Annotated in this window: 22 protein-coding genes and 3 tRNA genes; 17 read left to right on the top strand and 8 right to left on the bottom strand. The window is 71.8% G+C overall.

All coding sequences use genetic code 11. The annotated features are described in order from the left end of the window. Nucleotides 1-170: 170 nt before the first annotated feature. Nucleotides 171-482: a transposase gene (locus L332_RS18610; protein WP_021009488.1), complete on the bottom strand. Its 312-nt coding sequence runs from the start codon at nucleotides 480-482 to the stop codon at nucleotides 171-173. A 260-nt stretch (nucleotides 483-742) separates the two neighbouring features. On the opposite strand from L332_RS18610, the gene L332_RS29290 reads away from it, so the two are divergent. After that, nucleotides 743-1,687 (top strand): M23 family metallopeptidase, encoded by a 945-nt coding sequence (locus L332_RS29290; protein ID WP_235045062.1) that lies wholly within the window; start codon nucleotides 743-745, stop codon nucleotides 1,685-1,687. Between the two features lie 69 nt (nucleotides 1,688-1,756). Here L332_RS29290 and L332_RS18620 read toward each other — a convergent pair whose 3' ends face one another. Further along, nucleotides 1,757-3,397 carry a glycoside hydrolase family 13 protein gene (locus L332_RS18620; RefSeq protein ID WP_021009761.1) on the bottom strand — a complete coding sequence of 547 codons (1,641 nt, stop codon included), beginning with the start codon at nucleotides 3,395-3,397 and terminating at the stop codon, nucleotides 1,757-1,759. Between the two features lie 180 nt (nucleotides 3,398-3,577). Here L332_RS18620 and L332_RS18625 point away from each other — a divergent pair, with 180 nt between their 5' ends. From L332_RS18625 to L332_RS18685, 14 genes are all read left to right on the top strand, one after another. Continuing rightward, entirely contained in the window at nucleotides 3,578-4,834 is a 1,257-nt protein-coding gene (locus L332_RS18625) for a sugar ABC transporter substrate-binding protein (RefSeq protein ID WP_021009762.1), read from the top strand. Between the two features lie 81 nt (nucleotides 4,835-4,915). Beyond that, a complete protein-coding gene (locus L332_RS18630; RefSeq protein ID WP_031223310.1) occupies nucleotides 4,916-6,514 on the top strand; it encodes an ABC transporter permease subunit in 1,599 nt (532 codons plus the stop codon). Nucleotides 6,515-6,594: 80 nt separating this feature from the next. Then, the gene (locus L332_RS18635; protein WP_235045063.1) at nucleotides 6,595-7,449 is read left to right on the top strand and encodes a sugar ABC transporter permease; all 855 of its coding nucleotides are present in this window, start codon (nucleotides 6,595-6,597) and stop codon (nucleotides 7,447-7,449) included. A 70-nt stretch (nucleotides 7,450-7,519) separates the two neighbouring features. Continuing rightward, nucleotides 7,520-9,052: a sodium-dependent transporter gene (locus L332_RS18640; protein WP_021009765.1), complete on the top strand. Its 1,533-nt coding sequence runs from the start codon at nucleotides 7,520-7,522 to the stop codon at nucleotides 9,050-9,052. After that, nucleotides 9,049-9,177: a MetS family NSS transporter small subunit gene (locus tag L332_RS29745; protein ID WP_021009766.1), complete on the top strand. Its 129-nt coding sequence runs from the start codon at nucleotides 9,049-9,051 to the stop codon at nucleotides 9,175-9,177. The genes L332_RS18640 and L332_RS29745 overlap by 4 nt, the downstream gene beginning before the upstream one ends. A 117-nt stretch (nucleotides 9,178-9,294) precedes the next feature. Then, the gene (locus L332_RS18645; RefSeq protein WP_021009767.1) at nucleotides 9,295-9,639 is read left to right on the top strand and encodes a DUF485 domain-containing protein; all 345 of its coding nucleotides are present in this window, start codon (nucleotides 9,295-9,297) and stop codon (nucleotides 9,637-9,639) included. Then, nucleotides 9,639-11,216: a solute symporter family protein gene (locus tag L332_RS18650; RefSeq protein ID WP_021009768.1), complete on the top strand. Its 1,578-nt coding sequence runs from the start codon at nucleotides 9,639-9,641 to the stop codon at nucleotides 11,214-11,216. Before L332_RS18645 ends, L332_RS18650 begins: the two co-directional genes overlap by 1 nt. A gap of 98 nt (nucleotides 11,217-11,314) precedes the next feature. Then, nucleotides 11,315-11,386: transfer RNA gene (locus L332_RS18655), tRNA-Thr, on the top strand. A gap of 38 nt (nucleotides 11,387-11,424) precedes the next feature. Further along, nucleotides 11,425-11,498, top strand: a tRNA-Met gene (locus tag L332_RS18660). 151 nt (nucleotides 11,499-11,649) lie between these two features. Beyond that, entirely contained in the window at nucleotides 11,650-12,654 is a 1,005-nt protein-coding gene (locus tag L332_RS18665; protein WP_021009769.1) for a homocysteine S-methyltransferase family protein, read from the top strand. Between the two features lie 25 nt (nucleotides 12,655-12,679). Beyond that, the gene (locus L332_RS18670; protein ID WP_021009770.1) at nucleotides 12,680-13,129 is read left to right on the top strand and encodes an FAS1-like dehydratase domain-containing protein; all 450 of its coding nucleotides are present in this window, start codon (nucleotides 12,680-12,682) and stop codon (nucleotides 13,127-13,129) included. Then, on the top strand, nucleotides 13,126-13,536 hold the full coding sequence (locus L332_RS18675) for a MaoC/PaaZ C-terminal domain-containing protein (protein WP_021009771.1): 411 nt from the start codon (nucleotides 13,126-13,128) through the stop codon (nucleotides 13,534-13,536). The genes L332_RS18670 and L332_RS18675 overlap by 4 nt, the downstream gene beginning before the upstream one ends. Continuing rightward, nucleotides 13,533-14,681, top strand: coding sequence for a UDP-N-acetylmuramate dehydrogenase (locus tag L332_RS18680; protein WP_021009772.1), 1,149 nt, complete (start codon nucleotides 13,533-13,535; stop codon nucleotides 14,679-14,681). The genes L332_RS18675 and L332_RS18680 overlap by 4 nt, the downstream gene beginning before the upstream one ends. Nucleotides 14,682-14,733: 52 nt before the next feature. Next, nucleotides 14,734-15,156, top strand: coding sequence for a VOC family protein (locus tag L332_RS18685; protein ID WP_021064897.1), 423 nt, complete (start codon nucleotides 14,734-14,736; stop codon nucleotides 15,154-15,156). Between the two features lie 4 nt (nucleotides 15,157-15,160). Here L332_RS18685 and L332_RS18690 read toward each other — a convergent pair whose 3' ends face one another. The 6 genes from L332_RS18690 to L332_RS18710 are packed head-to-tail and all read right to left on the bottom strand — an operon-like array spanning nucleotide 15,161 to nucleotide 20,852. Continuing rightward, nucleotides 15,161-15,775, bottom strand: coding sequence for a response regulator (locus L332_RS18690; protein WP_021064898.1), 615 nt, complete (start codon nucleotides 15,773-15,775; stop codon nucleotides 15,161-15,163). Next, nucleotides 15,772-16,944 carry a sensor histidine kinase gene (locus tag L332_RS0114795; protein ID WP_021064899.1) on the bottom strand — a complete coding sequence of 391 codons (1,173 nt, stop codon included), beginning with the start codon at nucleotides 16,942-16,944 and terminating at the stop codon, nucleotides 15,772-15,774. Before L332_RS0114795 ends, L332_RS18690 begins: the two co-directional genes overlap by 4 nt. A gap of 12 nt (nucleotides 16,945-16,956) precedes the next feature. After that, on the bottom strand, nucleotides 16,957-17,820 hold the full coding sequence (locus L332_RS18695) for an ABC transporter permease (RefSeq protein WP_021009774.1): 864 nt from the start codon (nucleotides 17,818-17,820) through the stop codon (nucleotides 16,957-16,959). Then, nucleotides 17,817-18,680 (bottom strand): ABC transporter ATP-binding protein, encoded by an 864-nt coding sequence (locus tag L332_RS18700; RefSeq protein ID WP_021009775.1) that lies wholly within the window; start codon nucleotides 18,678-18,680, stop codon nucleotides 17,817-17,819. The genes L332_RS18695 and L332_RS18700 overlap by 4 nt, the downstream gene beginning before the upstream one ends. 60 nt (nucleotides 18,681-18,740) lie before the next feature. Continuing rightward, on the bottom strand, nucleotides 18,741-19,640 hold the full coding sequence (locus L332_RS18705) for an alpha/beta hydrolase (protein ID WP_021009776.1): 900 nt from the start codon (nucleotides 19,638-19,640) through the stop codon (nucleotides 18,741-18,743). A gap of 18 nt (nucleotides 19,641-19,658) precedes the next feature. Next, nucleotides 19,659-20,852, bottom strand: a complete 1,194-nt coding sequence (locus L332_RS18710; protein WP_021009777.1) for a pyridoxal phosphate-dependent aminotransferase — start codon at nucleotides 20,850-20,852, stop codon at nucleotides 19,659-19,661. A 295-nt stretch (nucleotides 20,853-21,147) separates the two neighbouring features. Between L332_RS18710 and L332_RS18715 the strand changes: the two genes are divergently transcribed. Next, nucleotides 21,148-21,220: transfer RNA gene (locus tag L332_RS18715), tRNA-Trp, on the top strand. A 68-nt stretch (nucleotides 21,221-21,288) separates the two neighbouring features. Beyond that, nucleotides 21,289-21,555 (top strand): preprotein translocase subunit SecE, encoded by a 267-nt coding sequence (gene secE / locus L332_RS18720; protein WP_021064900.1) that lies wholly within the window; start codon nucleotides 21,289-21,291, stop codon nucleotides 21,553-21,555. The last annotated feature ends 210 nt before the right edge of the window (nucleotides 21,556-21,765 follow it).

The following is a 21,765-nucleotide window of genomic DNA, read 5'->3' on the forward strand; positions in this document are numbered from 1 at the left end:
CAGCAGCGCGTCGATGATCACCGCGTCATCCACAGCGCGGTTGCTGGGCTGGGCGCGCTTCCACGCCCGGTAGGTTCGCGCGGCGACCTCCACGCCCTGCTCCCGCAGGACCTGGCAGACCGACTCGACCGCGCGGCCCTTGGCCCGCTGCTCGTCGATGAAGCCGACGATCAGCGGCGTCGGGGGTCGAGTTCCCCGGCGAAGAAAACCGCCGCGTCGCGCAGGATCGCGTTCGCCTCACGCAGTTCACGGTTCTCCCGCTCAAGCCGCCGCACCCGCTCCGACTCGCTCGTCGAGGCGCCCTGCCGTTCGCCGGCGTCGATCTGAGCCTGCCGCACCCATCGGCGCAGCGACTCGGCCCCGAAGCCGAGCCGTTTCGAGACCGTCTCGCACGCGGTCGTCAGGTTCGGGTACTCATCGAGATGGTCGAGCACGAGCCGGATCGCTCGCTGCTTCGTCTCCTCCGGGATCTGCTTCGGCATGATGACTATCTTCCTTCCAGACTCGAAAGGAACCGGCATCAAACCGGGGACGGTTCACTGAGGCTGTCGTCGCGCCTGCGCCGCCCACGCGCCGCGAGCTGCGCGAGCGGGAGCGCGCCGCCGAGGCGATCGCGCTCACCGCCGCCGAGGCCCGCACCGCCGCCCGCTTCACGGTCGTCGAGGGCTCGGCACCGCTCTACACGACCCGCCGCGCGATGCGCGAGGCGGCGACGCAAGCTGCGCGCGAGCTGCCCGTGACCATGGCTGCGGAGGCGTTCGCCCCGCCCGTCATCACCGTCGACGCGCCCTCGCTCGGCACCGGCGGCGAGTACGCGCCTGCCGTGCGCCCGCTCGCGCCCCGGCCGCTCGCGCCGCGCGTCGTGCGCCGGACGGCTCCCGCCGGGCCGCCGGTCCGCCGCCGCTCGAGCGTCCGCGGCATCGCGCAGAAGATCACGGCCGGCGGCGCACTGCTGTTCATCGGCTCGCTCGTCGTCGTCACGAGCCTTCCGGCGCAGGCCGTGCAGCAGCCCGGCGGCATCGATCCGCAGGTCGCGACGATGCACGAGGAGGGCCAGCAGACGCTCGCGGGCGTCTCGGCGGAGACGACGAGCTACTTCGCCCGCGACGACATCATCGTCAACGACCAGGTCGCCGCCGCGCGCATGTCCGACGGCGAGCGCGCGGCGTTCCAGGCGGTCGCCGACGGCGAGCCCGCCGGGCCCTCCTACACCGGCGACCCCGCCTTCCCGCAGGTGTGGTCGATGCTCGAGACGAGCTTCGTGCAGACGCCGTTCCCCGACATGGACCAGGTGTCGATGTCGAGCGGCTTCGGCTACCGCCCCGGCGGCTTCCACGGCGGCAGCGACTTCACGCCCGGTCTCGGCACCGACATCCGCCCGATCGCGAACGGCGTGGTCTCGGCCGTCTTCCAGGGCAACAACCCGGGCGGCGGCGGCTACTCCGTCTTCATCGACCACAACATCGACGGCCAGTTCGTGCAGTCCTGGTACGGCCACATGCTGCCCGGCTCGATCGACGTGCGCGTCGGCCAGGTCGTCGACATCACGACGATCATCGGCCAGGTCGGCAACTCGGGCCGCTCGACCGGCCCGCACCTGCACCTCGAGCTGAAGAACAGCGACTACGTCTCGTTCGACCCGGTGCTGTGGCTGCAGACGCGCGAGATGAACCTCGAGCACCGCTGAGCGCAGCGACCGCGACGACGAAGGACGCCCCGCCGGATCGGCGGGGCGTCCTTCGTGCAGGGGGCGCGATCAGGCGGTGCGCACCCACACGGTCTCGTCCGCGGCGAGCGACGCCGCGTCGAGCGGCGACGACGCGAGCAGGATCTCGCCGCGCGGCACGTCGACCGCGTCGTGACCGATGTTGGCGATCACGGTGATGTCGCCGTTGCGGAAGCCGATCGCGGTCGGGCCCACGTCGATCCACTCGAGCTCGCCGGTGCCGAGGCCGTGCGCCTCGCGGAGCGCGAGCGCGCGGCGGTAGAGCTCGAGGGTCGAGCCCTCGACGCCCGCCTGCGCGTCGCGGGCGAGCGTCGCCCACTCCGGCGGCTGCGGCAGCCAGGTCTCGCCCGTCGGCGAGAAGCCGTAGGCGGGCGCCTCCGACTCCCACGGGATCGGCACGCGGCAGCCGTCGCGGCCCCAGAGCTCGCCCTTCGTGCGGTGGAACGTGGGGTCCTCGCGCTGCTCCGGCGCGATCGCGGTGACCTCGGGCAGGCCGAGCTCCTCGCCCTGGTAGACGTAGGCGCTGCCGGGGAGCGCGAGCATGAGCGCCGTCGCGGCGCGGCCGCGCCGCAGCGAGACGGTCGGGTCGGCCTTCGACTTCGAGGTCGGGCCGATGCCTGCGCCATGGGGCGGCGGCGGCACGAGCGCGAGGCGCGTGCGGTGCCGGATGGTGTCGTGGTTCGAGAGCACCCAGGTCGGCGGGGCGCCGACCTCGCCGAACGCGCGGATCGACTCGTCGATCACGGAGCGCAGCTGCGCCGCGTCCCACGGCGTCTCGAGGTAGACGAAGTTGAACGCCTGGTGCATCTCGTCGGGGCGCACGAAGCGCGCCATCTTCTCGAGCGGGCTCACCCACGCCTCGGCGCACAGCACGCGGTCGCCCTCGTACTCGTCGAGCACCGTGCGCCAGCGCCGGTAGATCTCGTGCACGTGCTCCTGGCCGAAGAACGGCGAGTCCATCGAGCCGGCGGCGATGAGCTCCTCGTCGACGTCGGGCAGCCCCTCCGCCTTCGCGTTGCCGTGCGCGACGTCGACGCGGAAGCCGTCGACGCCCCGGTCGAGCCAGAAGCGCAGCACCTCGACGAACATGTCGCCGACCTCGGGGTTGTTCCAGTCGAAGTCGGGCTGCGAGGAGTCGAACAGGTGGAGGTACCACTCGCCGTCGGCGACGCGCGTCCACGCGGGCCCGCCGAAGACGCTCTGCCAGTTGTTCGGCGGCTCGTCGCCGCCCGGGCCCTTGCCCTCGCGGAAGATGTAGCGCGTGCGCTCCGGGCTGCCAGGGCCCGCGGCGAGCGCCGCCTGGAACCACTCGTGCTGGTCGGAGGAGTGGTTCGGCACGAGGTCGACGATCACGCGGAGGCCCTGGGTGTGCGCCTCGGCGAGCATGCGGTCGAAGTCGTCGAGCGTGCCGAAGAGCGGGTCGACGTCCATGTAGTCGCTCACGTCGTAGCCGGCGTCCTTCTGCGGCGAGCGGTAGAAGGGGCTCAGCCAGACCGCGTCGACGCCCAGCTCGGCGAGGTGCGGCAGCCGCGCCGTGATGCCCCCGAGGTCGCCGATGCCGTCGCCCGAGGCGTCGGCGAAGCTGCGCGGGTAGATCTGGTAGATCACGGCGGAGCGCCACCACTCGTGGCCGGGCGCGGACTGCGGTTGCTGTGTCGAGACTTTGGTCATGGCTCCAGGGTAGGCGGATGCCCTGGGTCGCGCCGACGCGGTGCCCAAGGTCACGAAATGCCAACGATCGGCGACTATCGGTCCCGCCAGGTTGCAGAGGGCGCAGGTTGCGGCCACGATGAGCCAGGCACGCGACGACGCCGTCGTCAGCGGAGCCCATCTGACCTGAAGGAAGGCACCATGAAGCACAGCAGCCTCGTGAAGGCGGCCGGCGTCGGCGCCCTCGCGCTCACGCTCGCGGCCTGCTCGGGCGGCGGCACCCCCGCGCCCGAGGGCACGGAGTCGGCAGCGCCGCAGGGCGGCGGCGAGCTCATCGTCTGGATGGACGAGAACCGCGCGTCGGCCCTCGAGGGCGTCGTCGCCACGTTCGAGGAGGAGACCGGCACGACGGTCGAGGTCATCATCAAGGACTTCAACACCATCCGCGACGACCTCACGACCCAGGCGCCCTCGGGCGACGGCCCCGACGTCGTCGTCGGCGCGCACGACTGGATCGGCAAGCTCGTCCAGAACGGCGTCATCCAGCAGGTCGAGCTCGGCGACCTCGCGAGCGACTTCGAGGAGGTCGCGGTCTCGGCCATGACCTACGACGGCTCCGTCTACGGCGTGCCCGTCTCGATCGAGAACATCGCGCTCGTGCGCAACACGGCGCTCGCCCCCGAGGCGCCCGCGACGTGGGACGACCTCGTCGCGACCGGCCAGGCGGCCGTCGCGTCGGGCCAAGCCGAGCACCCGCTGCTGGTCGGCATCGACCCGAACAACGCCGACCCGTACCACCTGTACCCGCTGCAGGCCTCGTTCGGCGGCCCGGTCTTCGGCATCAACGAGGACGGCTCCTACAACCCCGACGACCTGCAGCTCGGCAACGAGGGCAACGTGCAGTTCGCCCAGGCGCTCGCGCAGTGGGGTGCCGAGGGCATCATCAACCTGAACATCTCGCAGGACATCGCGAAGGAGCAGTTCGCCTCCGGCACGAGCCCCTACACGATCACCGGCCCGTGGAACCTCGCCGACTTCCAGGAGGCGGGCATCGAGTACGCGATCGACCCGATCCCCTCGGCGGGCGGCCAGCCGGCGACGCCGTTCGTGGGCGTGCAGGGCTTCTTCATCTCGCAGTACGCGAACAACCCCATCGTCGCCTCGCAGTTCCTCACCGAGTACATCGCGGGCGAGGAGGCGCAGACGGCGATCTTCGAGAGCGGCCAGCGCGCCCCCGCGCTGACGGCGGCGTTCGAGGCTGCGCAGTCGAACGAGGACGTCGCGGGCTTCGGCGCCGTCGGCGCCGCGGGCGTGCCGATGCCGAACATCCCCGAGATGGATGCGCTGTGGACCGACTGGGGCACCACCGAGGCGCAGATCATCGGCGGCCAGGCGGCCGACCCGGCCGCGGCGTGGACCGCGATGGCCAAGAAGATCCAGGGCACGCTGGGCGGCTGAGCCCCGGCGACGTGGCGGCCGGCCCGATCGGGCCGGCCGCCGTCCCATCCCCAGCGACAGCCGAGGCGACAGGAGCCCGTCTTGACCACCACCGCCGCACCGCCGAGACCCGCCCGGGCGCCGAAGCGAGGCATCCGCCATCAGCCCTCGAGCATGAAGGTGCTCGCGCTCAAGCTGGTGCTGCTCGCGCTCGTCGACGCGGTCGCGGTCTTCGCGATGTCGGTGATGCTGCTGCAGGACGACTACGTGCTCGCGGGCGTCGTGCTCGTCGTGACGCTCCTCGTCAACTGGGTCTACCTGAGCCCGGGGCTGCTGCCGGCGAAGTACCTCACGCCCGGGCTCATCTTCCTCGCGGTCTTCCAGGTCTTCGTCATCGTCTACACGCTCTACATCGCCTTCACGAACTACGGCGACGGGCACAACTCCACGAAGGACGACGCGATCTCGGCGATCGTCGGCCAGAACACGCAGCGCGTCGAGGGCTCGCCCGTCTACCAGGTGCAGGTCGTCGAGAGCCTCGCCGGGCTCGGGCTGCTCGCGACGAGCCCGGAGGGCGACGTGCTCGTCGGCACCGCCGAGCAGCCGCTCGAGGAGGTCGCCGAGGGCGACGTCACGATGGACGGGCCGCGCGCGACCGCGGTCGCCGGCTGGACGAGCCTCGGCATGCAGGACATCCTGCAGCGGCAGCAGGAGATCGCGGCGCTGCAGGTGCCGCTGAGCGACGACCTCGCCGACGGCTTCCTGCGCACGACGAACGCATCCCAGGCGTTCGTGTTCGAGTCGACGTTCGTCTACGACGAAGCCGCCGACACGATGACCGACAGCGCGAGCGGCATCGTCTACCGCGACCTCGGCAACGGCCAGTTCGAGAGCGGCGACGGGCAGGTGCTCGGCACCGGCTGGCAGATCGTGGTCGGCTTCGAGAACTTCCTCTACCCCTTCGAGAACCCCCGCTACGGCGGCGCGCTCGTCTCGGTGCTGCTGTGGACGTTCGCGTTCGCGATCATCTCGGTCGGGCTCTCGTTCTTCCTCGGCCTCTTCCTCGCGATCGCGCTCAACGATCCGCGCATGAAGTCGAAGTTCGCCTACCGCGTGCTGTCGATCCTGCCGTACGCGTTCCCGTCGTTCCTCGGCGCGCTCGTCTGGCTCGGGCTCATGAACACCGAGTTCGGGTTCATCAACAACGTGCTGCTCGGCGGCGCCGACATCCCGTGGCTCACGGATCCGTGGCTCGCGAAGGTGTCGACGATCATCGTGAACGTGTGGCTGGGCTTCCCCTACATGTTCCTCATCTGCCTCGGCGCGCTGCAGTCGATCCCCGAGGAGCTCACCGAGGCCGCGTCGGTCGACGGCGCGACCGGCTGGCAGGTCTTCAGCGGCATCAAGCTGCCGCTGCTGTTCGTCTCGACCGCGCCGCTGCTCATCTCGTCGTTCGCGTTCAACTTCAACAACTTCAACATCATCTACATGCTGACGCGCGGCGGTCCCCGCATGGCGGGCGTCGAGGAGAACGTCGGGCACACCGACCTGCTCATCACGCTCGTCTACAAGACCGCGTTCGAGGGGGTCGGCCGCGACTACGGCCTCGCCTCGGCGCTGTCGATCCTCATCTTCATCATCGTGGCGACCGTGTCGACGATCGCGTTCCGCCGCACCAAGGCGCTGGAGGAGCTCAACTGATGAGCATCGAGATCGATCCCATCGCCGTCGACCCGACGGGGGACCGCGAGCCCGAGCGGCGACCCGCGCCGCAGTCGAGGATGTCGTTCCAGAAGTGGCTCCGCGAGCTCGGCTGGCGGCACCTCGTCGGCATCGCGGTCGTGCTGTTCGCCGCCTTCCCGCTCGTCTACGTGCTGAGCGCGTCGCTCAACCCGAGTGGCACCCTCACCGGCTCGAACGCGCTCTTCCGGGAGGTGTCGGCCGAGAACTACGTCGCCCTGCTGAGCGACCCGCGGCGCCCCTACGCCGCGTGGTTCGCCAACTCGCTCATCGTGGGCCTCGTGACCGCCGCGGGCACGGTGTTCCTCGGCGCGCTCGCCGCCTACTCCTTCAGCCGGATGCGCTTCACCGGCCGCCGCTTCGGCCTCCTGAGCCTCATCCTCGTGCAGATGTTCCCGCAGCTGCTCGCGGTCGTCGCGATCTACCTGCTCATGCGCGGCATCAGCGACTTCTTCCCCGCGATCGGCCTCGACTCGCTCGTGGGCCTCATCATGATCTACCTCGGCGGCGCGCTCGGCGTGAACACCTACCTGATGTACGGCTTCTTCAACACGGTGCCGTCGTCGATCGACGAGGCGGCGAAGATCGACGGCGCCGGCCACGCGCGGATCTTCTTCACGATCATCCTGCGGCTCGTCGCGCCGATCCTCGCCGTCGTCGGGCTGCTGTCGTTCATCACGACGATGAGCGAGTTCGTCGTCTCGTCGGTCATCCTGACGAGCCCTGACCGGCTCACGCTCGCCGTCGGGCTCTTCCGCTACGTCTCGGAGGAGACGAACACGAACTACCCGGTCTTCGCGGCCGGCGCCGTGCTCGCGGCGATCCCGGTCATGGCGCTGTTCCTCTGGCTGCAGAAGTACATCGTCGGCGGGCTCACGGCGGGCGCCGTCAAGTAGGCCGCCCGCGCCCCGGGCGGGTGTGGCACGGTAGGGGCATGCATCTCGACGGAGCGGTGGAGGTCCGGCCATGACGCAGGTGAAGGCGCCGATCGATCGCGGTCGGTTCTCGAACAAGACCGTCTTCATCATGGCGGCGATCGGCTCCGCCGTCGGGCTCGGCAACATCTGGCGCTTCCCCTACGTCGCCTACGAGGGCGGCGGCGGGGCGTTCATCCTGCCCTACCTCGTCGCCCTGCTCGTCGCCGGCATCCCGCTCCTGCTGCTCGACTACGCGATCGGCCACTCGCAGCGCGGCTCGGCGCCGCTGTCGTTCGCCCGCCTGCACCGCAGGCTCGAGTTCATCGGCTGGTGGCAGGTCGCGATCTGCGTCGTCATCGCGCTGTACTACGCGGCGATCCTCGCGTGGTCGACGCAGTACATCGGCTTCTCCTTCACGCAGGCGTGGGGCGACGACCCCGAGGCGTTCCTCTTCGGCGACTTCCTGCAGACGGAGGCCGGGGTCGTGTCGCTCGAGTTCGTGCCGGCCGTGCTCATCCCGATGGCCATCATCTGGCTCGTCACGATCGTCGTGATGGCGCTCGGCGTCCAGAAGGGCGTCGGGGCGACATCCGTCATCTTCATCCCCGTGCTGCTGATCGCGTTCGGCGCCCTCGTGGTGCAGGCGCTCATGCTGCCCGGCGCGATCGACGGCCTGCAGTCGCTCTTCGCCCCCAACTGGGCCGCCCTGCTCGACCCGGCCGTGTGGGCGAGCGCCTTCGGCCAGATCTTCTTCTCGCTCTCGGTCGGCTTCGGCATCATGATCACCTACGCCTCCTACGTGGGGCGGAAGGTCGACATGACGGGTTCGGCATTCGTCGTCGGCTTCGCCAACTCCGGCTTCGAGCTGCTCGCCGGCATCGGCGTGTTCTCGGCGCTCGGCTTCCTCGCGCAGGCCTCGGGCGCGGCGGTCGCCGACGTCGTGAGCGCTGGCATCGGGCTCGCCTTCGTCGCGTTCCCGGCGATCATCTCGCAAGCGCCGTTCGGGGCGCTGCTCGGCGTGCTGTTCTTCGCCTCGCTCGTGCTCGCGGGCTTCACGTCGCTCGTGAGCATCCTCGAGGTCGTCATCTCGGCTGTGCGCGACAAGCTCGAGATGGGGCGCGTCGCCGCCACGCTCGCGGTGACCGTGCCGATGGCGATCGTCAGCATCCTGCTGTTCTCCACCAGGAGCGGCGTGATCGTGCTCGACATCGCCGACTACTTCATCAATCGCTTCGGCATCCTGCTCGTCGCGCTCGTCGCGATGATCGCGGTGGGCTGGGGGATCCGGCGCGTGCCGTGGTTCGCCGAGCACATGAGCCGCTTCAGCTCGATCCGGCTCGGCCGCTGGTGGGTCGTGCTCGTGACGTTCGTGACGCCCGTGCTCATCGCGCTCATGCTCGTGCAGGAGGCCGTCACCGCGATCACCGTGCCGTACGAGGGCTACCCCGCGTGGATGCTCGGGGTGTTCGGGTGGGGCGCGGCCGGTGCGGCGCTCGTCGCGGGCGTGCTGCTCGCGATCCCGAAGTGGAAGCAGACGACGCCGCTCGAGGCGCCGCCGCACGACGAGGAGGTCATCCGATGACGATCGACGCGATCCTGCTGATGGCGGTCTCGATGCTCGTGCTCTGGGGCGGGCTCGGCGCCGCGATCGTGAACATCGTGCGCTTCAAGGGCCGCGAGCCCGACGCGTCGATGCGCGACCTGTGACGCGGTCGCTCGACGCGCTTGAGCGCGCGTTGAGCCAGACCTGAGGATGCGTATAGGCTCAGCCCACTTCGACGACGAAGCGGGCGCAGCGTCGCGCCTGGGATGGGAGATCCGCGCATGCCAGATTCCGACCCGATCGCCGAGCGGAGCCTGCAGATGCAGGCGTCGCCGGAGTTCCAGCGCCTCCGCAGCAGGTTCATGCGGTTCATCGTGCCGCTCACCGTGCTCTTCCTCGCCTGGTACCTCGCGTACGTGCTCATCGCGGGCTTCGCGCCCGACTTCTTCGCGACGCGGCTCGGTGACAGCTACATCACGGTCGGGCTGCTGTTCGGGCTCGCGCAGTTCGTGAGCACCTTCGCGATCACGATGCTCTACAGCCGCTGGGCGAACCGGGTCTACGACCGCGACGCCGAGCCGCTGCGCGAGCAGATGGAGCACGCGGCGATGGTCGGAGGCCGGTGATGGAGGAGATCAACCCGCTCATCAACATGATCGTGTTCGGCGCGTTCGTCGCCGTCACGCTCTTCATCGTCTTCCGCGTCTCGCGCCGCAAGGCGACCGAGAACGAGTTCTACGCCGCCGGCCGATCCTTCTCGGGCAGGCAGAACGGCGTCGCGATCGCGGGCGACTACCTCTCGGCCGCGAGCTTCCTCGGCATCTGCGGCGCGATCGCGGTCGCGGGCTACGACGGGTTCCTCTACTCGATCGGCTTCCTCGTCGCGTGGCTCGTCGCGCTGCTGCTCGTCGCCGAGCTGCTGCGCAACACCGGTCGCTTCACGATGGCCGACGTGCTGAGCTTCCGGCTCAAGCAGCGTCCCGTGCGCATGGCGGCGGCGCTCGCGACGCTCGCGGTGTGCTTCTTCTACCTCGTCGCGCAGATGGCCGGCGCCGGTGGCCTCGTCGCGCTCCTCATGGGCTTCGAGGGCACGCTCGCGACCTCGATCACGATCGCGGTCGTGGGCATCCTCATGATCGTCTACGTCATCGTCGGCGGCATGAAGGGCACGACGTGGGTGCAGATCATCAAGGCGGTGCTGCTCATCGCGGGCGCGGGCATCATGACGCTCATCGTGCTGTTCATGGTGCAGTTCGACTTCAACGAGCTGCTCGCCCGCGCGGTCGAGGCGTCGCCCGAGGGTGAGGCGATCCTCGCGCCGGGCCTCAAGTACACGAACCCCGTCGACTTCCTCTCGCTCGGCCTCGCGCTCGTGCTCGGCACCGCGGGACTCCCGCACGTGCTCATGCGCTTCTACACGGTGCCGTCGGCGAGGGAGGCGCGCCGGAGCGTCGTCTGGGCGATCTGGCTCATCGGCATCTTCTACCTCTTCACGCTCGTGCTGGGCTTCGGCGCCGGTGCGCTCGTGGGGCCGGAGACCATCCGCGAGGCGCCCGGCGGCGAGAACGCCGCGGCTCCGCTGCTCGCGCTCGCGCTCGGCGGGCCGGTCCTCATGGCGGTCATCTCCGCCATCGCGTTCGCGACGATCCTCGCGGTCGTCGCGGGCCTCGCCATCACGGCGGCGACGTCGTTCGCGCACGACATCTACGCATCCATCATCAAGCGCGGCGACGTGCAGCCGGGTGCGGAGGTCAAGGTCGCGCGCATCACGGTCGTCGTGATCGGCGTCATCGCGATCCTCGGCGGCATCCTCGCCCAGAACCAGAACGTCGCGTTCCTCGTGGCGCTCGCGTTCGCGGTCGCGGCGAGCGCCAACCTGCCGACCATCATCTACTCGCTGTTCTGGCGCCGGTTCAACACCGGCGGGGCGCTGTGGTCGATGTACGGCGGCCTCATCGCGTGCGTGCTGCTCATCGTGCTCTCGCCCGTCGTGTCGGGCCGCGAGACGTCGATCTTCCCGGATGCCGACTTCGCGATCTTCCCGCTCGCGAACCCCGGCATCGTCTCGATCCCGCTCGCGTTCGTGCTCGGCGTCATCGGCACGCTCGTCACGAAGCAGTCGGCCGACCACGCCGTGAAGCAGGCCGAGATGGAGGTGCGCTCCTTCACCGGGGCGGGCGCCGAGAAGGCGTCGGACCACTGAGGCGCGCGAGGTCCCTCGGCGCTCTGCGCCGGGGGCCTCGGTGCGCGCGCGGAGCCCGCGACCGGTGCTACGATGTTCCGGTTGCCTGCACAGGCTTCGCCCCGGTAGCTCAGTGGTAGAGCACTTCCATGGTAAGGAAGGGGTCGCGAGTTCAATCCTCGCCCGGGGCTCGCGTTCGCTCGACGCTTCGGGCTCGGGTGGGCGTCCTGGCGGGGTAGCTCAGTTGGTGAGAGCGCACGACTCATAATCGTGAGGTCGCGGGTTCGAACCCCGCCCTCGCTACCGCCGGAGATGCAGGGGATCGGGCCGACGCCCGATCCCCTTCTCCGTCCCCACGCCACCGCGAATCGGGGCATGGACGCGCGTCCGACCCGGGAGTACCCTGCGTGCCACGACAGGCCGCGCAGCCTGCCTCGATGCCGAGGAGGACTCGATGTCCACGATCGCGCGACGCACGATGTCACCGTCGCTCACGGCGAAGCCGTCGAAGCACCACCACGACGCGCCGGTCCGCACGCAGGTCGCATGGCCGACCGCCGCCCGCCCCTTCGTCACCGACGGCGGGCTCGAGACCGATCTCATCTACAACCGCGGCGAGGAGCTGCGCGAGTTCGCCGCCTACCCGCTCGTGCGCACGGAGCGCGGCCGCGCGCTGCTCGAGGAGTACTTCGACGGCTACGCGGCGATCGCGCGCGAGCACGGCACCGGCCTCGTGCTCGAGACGCCGACCTGGCGCGCGAGCGCCGATTGGGGAGCGCGGCTCGGCGATTCGCGCCGCGAGCTCTACGACGTCAACGTGCGGGCCGTCCGGCACCTCCTCCGCTTGCGCGAGGAGCGCTACGCCGACATCTCCGACGTGCTCATCAGCGGCGCGATGGGGCCGCGCGCCGACGCGTACGCCGACATCCCGCCGATCGACCCCGACGACGCGCAGATGTACCACGAGCCGCAGATCGACGCCTTCGCCGAGGGCGGCGTCGACCTCGTCACCGCCTTCACGCTCTCCGACCCGGGGGAGGCGGTCGGCCTCGCCCGCGCCGCGTTCTACCACGGGCTCCCCGTCGTCATCGGCTTCACCGTCGAGGCCGACGGGCGGCTGTGCGGCGGGATGCCGCTGCGCGAGGCGATCGAGACCGTGGATGCCGAGACCGACACCGTCCACTACATGCTCAACTGCGCGCATCCGCAGCACATCCTCCGCGGCCTCGACGAGGGCGCCTGGCGGCGGCGCATCGTGAGCGTGCGCTACAACGCCTCCACGCGCACGCACGCCGAGCTCGATCGCGCGACGACCCTCGACGCGGGCGACATCGGCGAGCTGCGCCGCGGGCACGCCGAGCTGCGCGCGCAGCTGCCGAACCTCGCGATCGTCGGAGGCTGCTGCGGCACCGACGCCCGCCACATCGCCGCGCTCTGGGAGGACCGCACGCTCGCGTGAAGCGCCCCCTCCGTAGACTGGCCCGGTGCCAGTCAACCCCGAGATCCAGGGCAGGCAGTACCCGCCCACGCCGCCCTACCTCGTCGGCCGCGAGAAGGTGCGCGAGTTCGCGCGCGCGGTGCAGGCCGAGCACCCGCTGCACCACGACGTCGACGCCGCTCGCGCCGCGGGCCACGCCGACGTCATCGCGCCGCCGACGTTCCCGATCGTCATCCAGCAGCTCACCTGGAACCAGCTGCTCGACGACCCCGCCGCCGGGATCGTGCTCGAGCGCATCGTGCACGGCGACCAGCGCTTCACGGCCACGCGCGCCATCGTCGCCGGCGACGAGCTCACCGGGCAGCTGACCGTCACGCGCGTGCGCTCGCTCGGCGGCAACGACATGGTCACGTGCGAGACGCGCGTGACGGATGCGGCGGGCGAGCACGTGGTGACGGCCACGTCGTCGCTCGTGGTGGCGGGGGAGCCGGCATGAGCGCGCTCATCGGCCTCGAGGTGGGCCAGGTCGTCGAGCGCGACATCGCGCTCTCGCGCGAGTCGCTCGTGCGCTACGCCGGCGCCTCCGGCGACTTCAACCCCATCCATTACCGCGACGACGTCGCCGCGTCGGTCGGCCTGCCCGGCGTGCTCGCGCACGGGATGCTCACGATGGGCGTCGCCGTGCAGCCCGTCGTCGACTGGGCCGGGCCCGAGCGCGTGCTCGACTACCAGGTGCGCTTCACGCGGCCCGTGGTCGTCGACCCCGAGACCGGTGCCGCGCTCCACGTCGTCGCGAAGGTCGGGCAGCTCGGCGAGGGCACGGCGCGCATCGACCTCACGGTGACGAGCGCCGAGCAGACCGTGCTCGGCAAGGCGCAGGTCGTCGTGAAGACCGACGGATGAGCGCCCCGCAGCGCCTCGCCGACGCGACGACCATGCGGGTGGGCGGCGAGGCCGCCCGCTGGATCGAGGCGACGACGCGCGAGGAGGTCGCCGCGGCCTACGCCGAGGCGCTCGCCGACGACCACGAGCCGCTGCTGCTGCTCGGCGGCGGCTCCAACACGGTCGCGTCGTCCGAGCCGTTCGAGGGCACCGTGCTGCAGGTCTCGACCCGGGGCATCCGCGCCCTGCCCGCCGCCCCGCCGCCGCATCGCCCGGCGGGGGAGGAGCCGCCGCCCGACGACTCGGTCGTGCTGCGCGTGGAGGCGGGCGAGCCGTGGGACGCGCTCGTCGAGCGCACGGTCGCGGAGGGGCTCGCGGGCATCGAGGCGCTCAGCGGCGTGCCCGGCTCGACCGGCGCCGCGCCGATCCAGAACATCGGCGCCTACGGCCAGGAGCTCTCGTCGACGCTCGTCGGCCTCGAGCTGCTCGAGGCAGACACGCTCGAGACCCGCTTCGTGCCGGCGGCCGAGCTGCGGCTCGGCTACCGCGACTCGGCGATCAAGCAGGGCGTGCTGCGCGGCGTCGTGCTCTCGGTCGACCTGCGCTTGCGACGCTCGGCCGACGGTCGCAGCCAGCCGATCGCCTACCAGCAGCTCGCGTCAGCGCTCGGCGTCGAGCTCGGCACGCGCGTGCCGCTCGAGGACGTGCGCGCATCGGTGCTCGCGCTGCGCTCCTCGAAGGGCATGGTGCTCTCGGACGACCCCGATTCGGTGAGCGCCGGCTCCTTCTTCACGAACCCGATCGTCTCCGCGCGGTTCGCCGCCGGGCTGCCCGACGACGCGCCCCGCTGGTCGGTCGCGCCCGAGCCGCAGCCGGTCGTGCTCCCGCTCGGCGCCGACGACGCCGTGCCGCCGCTCGAGCGGCCCGTGCCGCGCGTGAAGCTCTCGGCCGCGTGGCTCATCGAGCACTCGGGCATCGGCCGCGGCTTCTCGCTCCCGGGCTCGCGCGCGGCGATCTCGTCGAAGCACACGCTCGCGCTCACGAACCGCGGCGGTGCGACGGGCGAGGAGATCGCCGAGCTCGCGCGCTTCGTGCAGGCTCGCGTCGAGAACCAGTGGGGCGTGCACCTCGTGCCCGAGCCCGTGCTCGTCGGCCTGCAGTTGTAGGCGCACCAGCCCGCGCGGGAATGCGCGCGACGCGGCAGCGGTTGCCGCTGCCATGACCGCTCCCATGCAGCTGCGCCTCGTCGTCGAGGCGGAGGACCTCGAGGCCGCGCTCGCTTTCTACCGCGACGCGCTCGGCCTGCCCGAGCTCGCGGCGTTCGAGGGCGACGGCGAGGCCCGCGTCGCGATCCTCGACGCCGGGCGCGCGACGCTCGAGCTCGCGAACCCCGCGCAGAAGCGCATGATCGACCGCATCGAGGCCGATGGGCGCGAGAGCCCGCGGATCCGCGTCGCGTTCGAGGTCGACGACGCCGAGGGCGTCACGCGCCGGCTCGAGACCGCCGGCGCGACGGTGATCGCCGAGCCCGTCGAGACGCCGTGGCGCTCGCGGAACGCGCGCCTCGAGGCCCCGGCCGACCTCACGCTCACGCTCTTCGAGGAGCTCGACGGCGAGGAGCACTTCGTCCCGCTCGGGTGACCCCTCAGACGAGGCCGCGCTCGATCGCGACCGCGACCGCCGAGGTGCGATCTCGCACGCCGAGCTTCGCGAAGATCGACTGCACGTGCGTCTTCACCGTCGCCTCGCCGATGAAGAGCGCCCGACCGATCGCCGCGTTCGTCGCGCCGGCCTTCATCCGCTCGAGCACCTCGCGCTCGCGGGCGGAGAGCGCGATCGCCGGACCGCGCTGACGGTCCGCGAGCGCCCGGGCGACGGTCGGCGCCATCGCCCGCTCGCCGCGAGCGACGGCGCGCACGGCGGCGAAGATCTCGAGCGGCGGGGCGGCCTTCAGCAGGTAGCCGGTCGCGCCGGCCTCCGTCGCGGCCAGGATGTCGGCGTCGGAGTCGTAGGTCGTGAGCACGAGCACGCGCGTCTCCGGCAGCTCCGCGAGGATCCGCCGGGTCGCCTCGGCGCCGCCGACCCCCGGCATGCGCAGGTCGGTGAGCACGACGTCGGGCCGCTCCTCCCGCGCGAGCGCGATGAGCGCCTCGCCGTCGGCCGCCTGCCCGACGACCTCGATGTCGGCAGCCTCGGCGAGCAGCGCCGCGAGGCCGCCGCGCACGACCGGGTGGTCGTCGGCGACCGCGACCCGGATCATGCCGCCCCCGCCCCGAGGCGGGCGACGACGCGCGTGCCCGCGGGGGAGGAGTCGATCTCGAGGCTGCCGCCCGCGAGCGACATCCGCTCGTCGAGCCCCTGCAGCCCGAGGCCCCGCCGCACGTCGGCGCGATCGAACCCGCGCCCGTCGTCGGCGACCTCGAGCCGCACGCCAGACCCATCCGCCGTCAGGGTGACGCCGACGCTCGCCGCGCGCGCGTGCTTGCGCACGTTCGCGAGCGACTCCTGCGCGGTGCGCAGCAGCGCCGCCTGCGCGTCGACCGGCAGCTCGACCGCGACCGCCTCGACTCGCACCGCGATGCCCGTCTCGGCCGCGAATCGCTCGCCGAGCCGCTCGAGCGCGACCGGCAGCCCGTCGGCGAGCCCGACGGGCGCGTTCGCCGCGACGAGCCCGCGCACCTCGGCGAGCGCCCCCTGCGCGAGCTCCTCGACCGCCGCGAGCGTCGCCGCGTCGGCGCCGCGGCGCTGCGCGAGCATCGCGATCGCCGCGAGATCCTGCGCGATCGTGTCGTGCAGGTCGCGGGCGATGCGGGCGCGCTCGGCGGCGGTCGCGTGCTCCCCGCTCAGGCGCGCGATCGAGGCCTGTGCGGCCTCGAGCTCGGCGATGAGGCGGTCGCGCTCCTCGGTCGCGCGAGCGAGCCCCGAGATCCACAGGCCGATGACCATGCTGAAGGCGAAGCTGAGCGACTGCGTCGTGGCGAGCAGCCAGGGGTCGCCGCCGGCGAGCAGGAAGGCGCCGAGCACCGCGCCGAAGAGCGCGACGTTCGCGACCACGGCGCGGCGGATGCTGTCGCACGACGAGACCCACAGGAGCGGCGCGGCGAGCGCCTGGGCGCCGGCGAGCGGCGGGTACGCGAAGGCGGCCACCGCCGTGGCGATGATCGCGGCGACCTGGAACGCGGTGCTCGGCCGCTCGTCGAGCATCGCCCTGCGCGCGAGCGGGTAGGCGGCGCCGACCGTGAGCACCCCGGCGGCGCCGAGCGCGATCGACGGCAGGTCGCCCGCGAAGCCCGCGACGACGAGCAGCACGACGACCCCGATGCCGACGAACGCATCCCACATCCGCGGGTCCTCGATGGCCGTCGCGCGCACGCGAGCGGCGCCGGGAGCGCTCTCGCCCCCGGCGCGCAGCGGCTCGCTCGCCGTCATGTCGTCCTCCGGTCAGCCCCGCTTGATCCAGCGGAACGTCAGCGCTGCCACCACGGTACCGATCACCGCCCAGATCCCGAGGGCCATCGCGACGCCCTGCAGGTTCCACGCCTCGCCGACCTCGAGGTGGTGGGCGATCTCGGGCAGCAGCGCGAAGCGCATCCCGTGCCCGACCCACGCGAGCGGGAAGAGGTTCGCGATCGTCTGCAGCCACTCCGGCAGCATCGGGAAGGCGAGGTAGATGCCCGAGACGAACTGCAGGATGAGCGCGAGCGGGATGACGACGGCGGATGCGCTGCTCACGGTGCGGGGGATCTGCGCGACCGCGACGCCCAGCACCGCGAAGCACACGAGCGCGCCGAAGAACACCCACGCGAGCGTGAACCAGCGCTCGGGGTCGGTCGGCAGCTCGATGCCGAAGGCGCCGACCGCGACGGCCAGCAGGAGCGCCGCTTGGGCGAGCGAGGTGACGAGCAGCTGGCCGAGCTTGCCGAGGAAGTAGGAGAGCACCGGGAGCGGGGTCGCGGCGAGCCGCTGCAGCGTGCCGTCGTTGCGCTCGACCGCGATCTCGATCCCGAGGTTCTGCACGCCCGAGAGGAACACGCCGGCCGCGAGCATCGCGGGGAGGTAGTAGTGGGCCTGCGTCACCTGCTGGCCCTCGAGCTCGAGCATCGCGGGCAGCGAGCCGAACGCGCTCGCGAAGATCGCGAACAGCAGCACGGGGAACAGGAAGGTGAACACGAGCGCGTCGCTGCGGCGGAAGTACTGCAGCAGCTCGATGCGCACGCGGTCGGCGGCGCACCGCAGGGTGTGGCCGGGTCGGAGGCCGGTGCGCGCGGAGGCGGCGCCGACGGTGAGCGGAGCGATGGCGGTCATGCTGCAGCCTCCTCGGGCTGGTCGTCGGCGTCGTCGCCGATGAGGGAGAGGTAGACGTCCTCGAGCGAGGGGCGCACGATCTCGAGGTCGGCGGGCTCGCCGCGCAGCTGTCGCACGACCGCGGCGGGCTCGTGCGTGCGCACCTCGTGGTGGCCCGACGCATCCGACCACCGCACGATCGGCGTGCGCGCGTCGGCGCCGCCGATGCGGTCGGTGCGATCGATCGCGAGCAGCCGGCCGCCGGCGATGATGCCCGCGCGGTCGGCGAGCTGCTCCGCCTCGTCGAGGTAGTGGGTCGTGAGCAGGATGGTCGTGCCGTCGGCCGCGACGTCGCGGATGAGCTGCCAGAAGGCGCGCCGCGCCTGCGGGTCGAAGCCCGTGGTCGGCTCGTCGAGGAAGAGCACCTCGGGCCGGCCGATGATGCCGAGGGCGACGTCGACGCGGCGCTGCTGGCCGCCCGAGAGCTTGCCGACCCGGCGCTTCGCGTGCTCGGCGAGCCCCACTGCGGCGATCGTCTCGTCGACGTCGCGCGCCGAGGGGAAGACGCGCGCGAAGTGGGTGAGGATCTCGCGCACCGTCAGCGCATCGGCCTGGCCGGTCGACTGCAGGACGACGCCGATGCGGCTGCGCCACGCGCGGTCGGCGTGCCGCGGGTCGACGCCGAGCACGCTCGCGGCGCCGCTCGTCGGCGTGCGGAAGCCCTCGAGCATCTCGACCGTCGTCGACTTGCCGGCCCCGTTGGGGCCGAGCAGCGCGAAGGTCTCGCCGGGCTCGATGCGGAAGGAGACGTCGTCGACGACGGTGCGCGCGCCGTAGCGCTTCGTGAGGCCGTCGGCGAGTACGGCGGGTGCGGTGGTCATGGCACCAGGCTCGCGCGGGCCGCGCCCCTCGGCATCCACCGATCGGTGGGTCGGAGCGCGTCAGCCGAGCGCGCGCGAGAGCCAGTCGATCGCGGAGCGCCGGTGCGCTGCCGCGAGCCGCGAGCCGCCCGCGATCGCGTCGAGGCCGTGGGGCGCGCCGGGCACGACGTCGAGCTGCACGTCGACGCCCGCCTCGCGCAGCCGCTCGGCATAGTCGACGTCCTCGTCGTGGAACAGGTCGATGTCGCCGACGCCGATCCACGCGGGCGGCAGCCCCCGCAGGTCGTCGCGGCGCGCGGGCACGGCGTGCTCGGGAACGGTCGCCGCGCCGGGCTCTCGGGCGAGCAGCGCGCGCCAGCCGAGCCGGTTGGCGCGGTTGTCCCAGACGAAGTGCCGCTCGGCGTCGAGCTCGGTGCGCGCGGCGGTGCGGTCGTCGAGCATCGGGCAGAAGAGCAGCTGCGCGACGGGCTGCGCGCCGCCGGCGTCGAGCAGGCGCTGCGCGAGCGAGGCCGCGAGGCCCGCGCCCGCGCTCTGCCCGCCGACGGCGATGCGCTCGTGCCCCTGTGCGACGAGCGCTGCGAACACGCGCTCGCAGTCGTCGAGCGGAGCGGGGAAGGGATGCTCGGGCGCGAGCCGGTAGTCGACGCTCACGACCGCGATCCCGGCGTGCGCGGCGATCTCGGAGCACACGCGGTCGTCCATGTGCGGCGCGCCGATGATCATGCCGCCGCCGTGCACCCACAGCAGCACCGCGTCCGAGCGGATGCACGGCGGCGCGTAGGTGCGCACGCGCACGCCGCCGAGGCGCTCCCCGCGGATGCGCACACCCGCCTCTCGCGGCCAGCGGATGAGGCGCGGGGCGACGCGGCCGAGCCAGCGGCCGATCGGGCGGCGTAGGTCGACGCCGCGCAGCGCCGCGACTGCCTCGCGCAGCTCCGGATCGACGCGCTCGAGCTCCACGGGGGTCGCTCCAGGAGGCTACGCGGCGAACAGGCGCTGCAGGCGCCGGACGCCCTCGAGCAGCGCCTCGTCGCCGAGCGCGTACGAGAAGCGCAGGTAGCCGGAGGGGCCGAACGCCTCGCCGGGCACCGCGGCGACCTCGGCCTGCTCGAGCATGAGGTCGGCGAGCTCGAGCGACGTCTCGGCGCGCACGCCGCCCCACTCCCTGCCCAGCAGCCCCGACACATCCGCGTAGACGTAGAACGCGCCCTTCGGCGTCGGCACCGAGAAGCCGGGGATGCGCGAGAGCTCCTCGACGATCGTGCGGCGGCGCCGGTCGAAGGCTGCGAGCATGTCGGCGACCGCGTCCTGCGGGCCGGTGAGCGCCTCGAGCGCGCCGCGCTGCGCGACGTTGTTGACGTTGCTCGTCAGGTGCGACTGCAGGTTGCCGGCGGCCTTGATGACGTCGGCGGGACCGACCATCCAGCCCACGCGCCAGCCGGTCATCGCGTAGGTCTTCGCGACGCCGTTGACGAGGATCGTGCGGTCGGCGAGCGCCGGCAGCGCCTCGACGACCGACACCGCACGCTCGCCGTCGTAGACGAGGTTCTGGTAGATCTCGTCGCTCACGACCCACAGGCCGTTGGCGTCGGCCCACTCGGCGATCTCGCGGATGCGCTCGGCCGGGTAGACGGCGCCCGTCGGGTTCGAAGGGCTCACCATGAGCAGCGCCTTCGTGCGCTCGGTGCGCGCGGCCTCGAGCTGATCGACGGTGACGAGGTAGCCCTGCTCGGCGCCCGCGAAGACGTCGACCTGGCGCGCGCCCGTGAGGCCGATCGCCTCGGGGTAGGTGGTCCAGTAGGGCGTCGGCACGAGCACCTCGTCGCCCGGGTCGAGGATGGTCTGGAAGGCCTGGTAGACCGACTGCTTGCCGCCGTTCGTGACGAGCGTCTGGCTCGGCTCGACCTCGAGGCCCGAGTCGCGCTTCGTCTTCGCCGCGATGGCCTCGCGCAGCTCGGGCAGGCCCGGCGCGGGCGTGTAGCGGTAGTTCTTGGGGTCGGCGAGCGCGCGCTGCGCCGCCTCGACGATGTTCGGCGGCGTGGCGAAGTCGGGCTCGCCCGCGGCGTAGCTGATGACGTCGCGGCCGGCGGCCTTGAGCGCCTTGGCCTTCGCGTCGACCTTGAGGGTCGCGGACTCGTTGATGGCGGCGATGCGCGCGGCGATGCGGTTCACGGCTCCCAGCCTACGAGGACGCGCATCCGCCGCGACGACATGGCGGATCGGCCGCGACGGGCGACTCGCCTCGCGGGTGGCACCGGATGGTCGCCTGGGCCGGCGGTCGAGCGACCGAGCCGTACTACCCTGCCTTCGCGCGCAGCCGGACCTCGGCGCGCCACCGCAGGTCCGCGACACTCGGCGAAGTGGACAGCGGGTGCCGCGCCGAAGTATGCTGTTCCCTCGGTGGTTGACAACCGCCATGATGTCGCACGCCCAGGCCGGTGCTGACAGCATGGCTCTCCACCCGCCCAGGGCGGTGGCGCAATTGGTAGCGCAGCGGTCTCCAAAACCGCAGGTTGCAGGTTCGAGTCCTGTCCGCCCTGCAGAAGGCGCCGGAACGGCGCTTGACTGGCCTCGGCAGCAGCCGGGCCGAACGAATCGAAGGGTCACCGTGGCTGAGAACGCGATCGAGGAGGCACCCCGCACGCGCGAGGGCGGCTCTCGCAACCCGTTCCTGCGCCTGTGGACCTTCCTCAAGGAAGTCCTGGTCGAGCTCCGCAAGGTCGTCACGCCGACGCGCAAGGAGCTGATCCGCTACACGCTCGTCGTGCTGGTGTTCGTGGTGTTCATGATGCTCCTGGTGTCGGGCCTCGACCTGCTGTTCGGCTCGCTCGTGGGCTGGGTGTTCGGCGACATCCCGCTGTTCGGCCTCGCTTGAGCCCGACGCGGAACGTGAAGGAGAAGGTGGACTGTGTCTGACGTCAACGACCTCGACATCGAGCTGAACAAGGCGCTCGACGACCTCGTCCCGGACGAGGCCAAGCCCGAGGAGCCCGCGACCGACCCCTACGAGGACTTCAAGCGCGAGATGCGCCTCAAGCCCGGCAAGTGGTACGTCATCCACTCGTACGCCGGCTACGAGAAGAAG

It is taken from the genome of Agrococcus pavilionensis RW1 (genome assembly GCF_000400485.1).
Lineage (GTDB): Bacteria > Actinomycetota > Actinomycetes > Actinomycetales > Microbacteriaceae > Agrococcus > Agrococcus pavilionensis.

What these genes read in the sequence shown, in the direction of transcription:
- L332_RS18635 (WP_235045063.1), top strand. Translation starts at nt 6,595, where the DNA reads ATGTCGTTCCAGAAGTGGCTCCGCGAGCTCGGCTGGCGGCACCTCGTC.
- L332_RS29745 (WP_021009766.1), top strand. Translation starts at nt 9,049, where the DNA reads ATGACGATCGACGCGATCCTGCTGATGGCGGTCTCGATGCTCGTGCTC.
- L332_RS18620 (WP_021009761.1), bottom strand. Translation starts at nt 3,397, where the DNA reads ATGACCAAAGTCTCGACACAGCAACCGCAGTCCGCGCCCGGCCACGAG.
- L332_RS18675 (WP_021009771.1), top strand. Translation starts at nt 13,126, where the DNA reads ATGAGCGCGCTCATCGGCCTCGAGGTGGGCCAGGTCGTCGAGCGCGAC.
- L332_RS18665 (WP_021009769.1), top strand. Translation starts at nt 11,650, where the DNA reads ATGTCCACGATCGCGCGACGCACGATGTCACCGTCGCTCACGGCGAAG.
- L332_RS18640 (WP_021009765.1), top strand. Translation starts at nt 7,520, where the DNA reads ATGACGCAGGTGAAGGCGCCGATCGATCGCGGTCGGTTCTCGAACAAG.
- L332_RS18680 (WP_021009772.1), top strand. Translation starts at nt 13,533, where the DNA reads ATGAGCGCCCCGCAGCGCCTCGCCGACGCGACGACCATGCGGGTGGGC.
- L332_RS0114795 (WP_021064899.1), bottom strand. Translation starts at nt 16,944, where the DNA reads ATGACGGCGAGCGAGCCGCTGCGCGCCGGGGGCGAGAGCGCTCCCGGC.
- L332_RS18645 (WP_021009767.1), top strand. Translation starts at nt 9,295, where the DNA reads ATGCCAGATTCCGACCCGATCGCCGAGCGGAGCCTGCAGATGCAGGCG.
- L332_RS18690 (WP_021064898.1), bottom strand. Translation starts at nt 15,775, where the DNA reads ATGATCCGGGTCGCGGTCGCCGACGACCACCCGGTCGTGCGCGGCGGC.
- L332_RS18695 (WP_021009774.1), bottom strand. Translation starts at nt 17,820, where the DNA reads ATGACCGCCATCGCTCCGCTCACCGTCGGCGCCGCCTCCGCGCGCACC.
- L332_RS18700 (WP_021009775.1), bottom strand. Translation starts at nt 18,680, where the DNA reads ATGACCACCGCACCCGCCGTACTCGCCGACGGCCTCACGAAGCGCTAC.
- L332_RS18650 (WP_021009768.1), top strand. Translation starts at nt 9,639, where the DNA reads ATGGAGGAGATCAACCCGCTCATCAACATGATCGTGTTCGGCGCGTTC.
- L332_RS18610 (WP_021009488.1), bottom strand. Translation starts at nt 482, where the DNA reads ATGCCGAAGCAGATCCCGGAGGAGACGAAGCAGCGAGCGATCCGGCTC.
- L332_RS18685 (WP_021064897.1), top strand. Translation starts at nt 14,734, where the DNA reads ATGACCGCTCCCATGCAGCTGCGCCTCGTCGTCGAGGCGGAGGACCTC.
- L332_RS29290 (WP_235045062.1), top strand. Translation starts at nt 743, where the DNA reads ATGGCTGCGGAGGCGTTCGCCCCGCCCGTCATCACCGTCGACGCGCCC.
- L332_RS18625 (WP_021009762.1), top strand. Translation starts at nt 3,578, where the DNA reads ATGAAGCACAGCAGCCTCGTGAAGGCGGCCGGCGTCGGCGCCCTCGCG.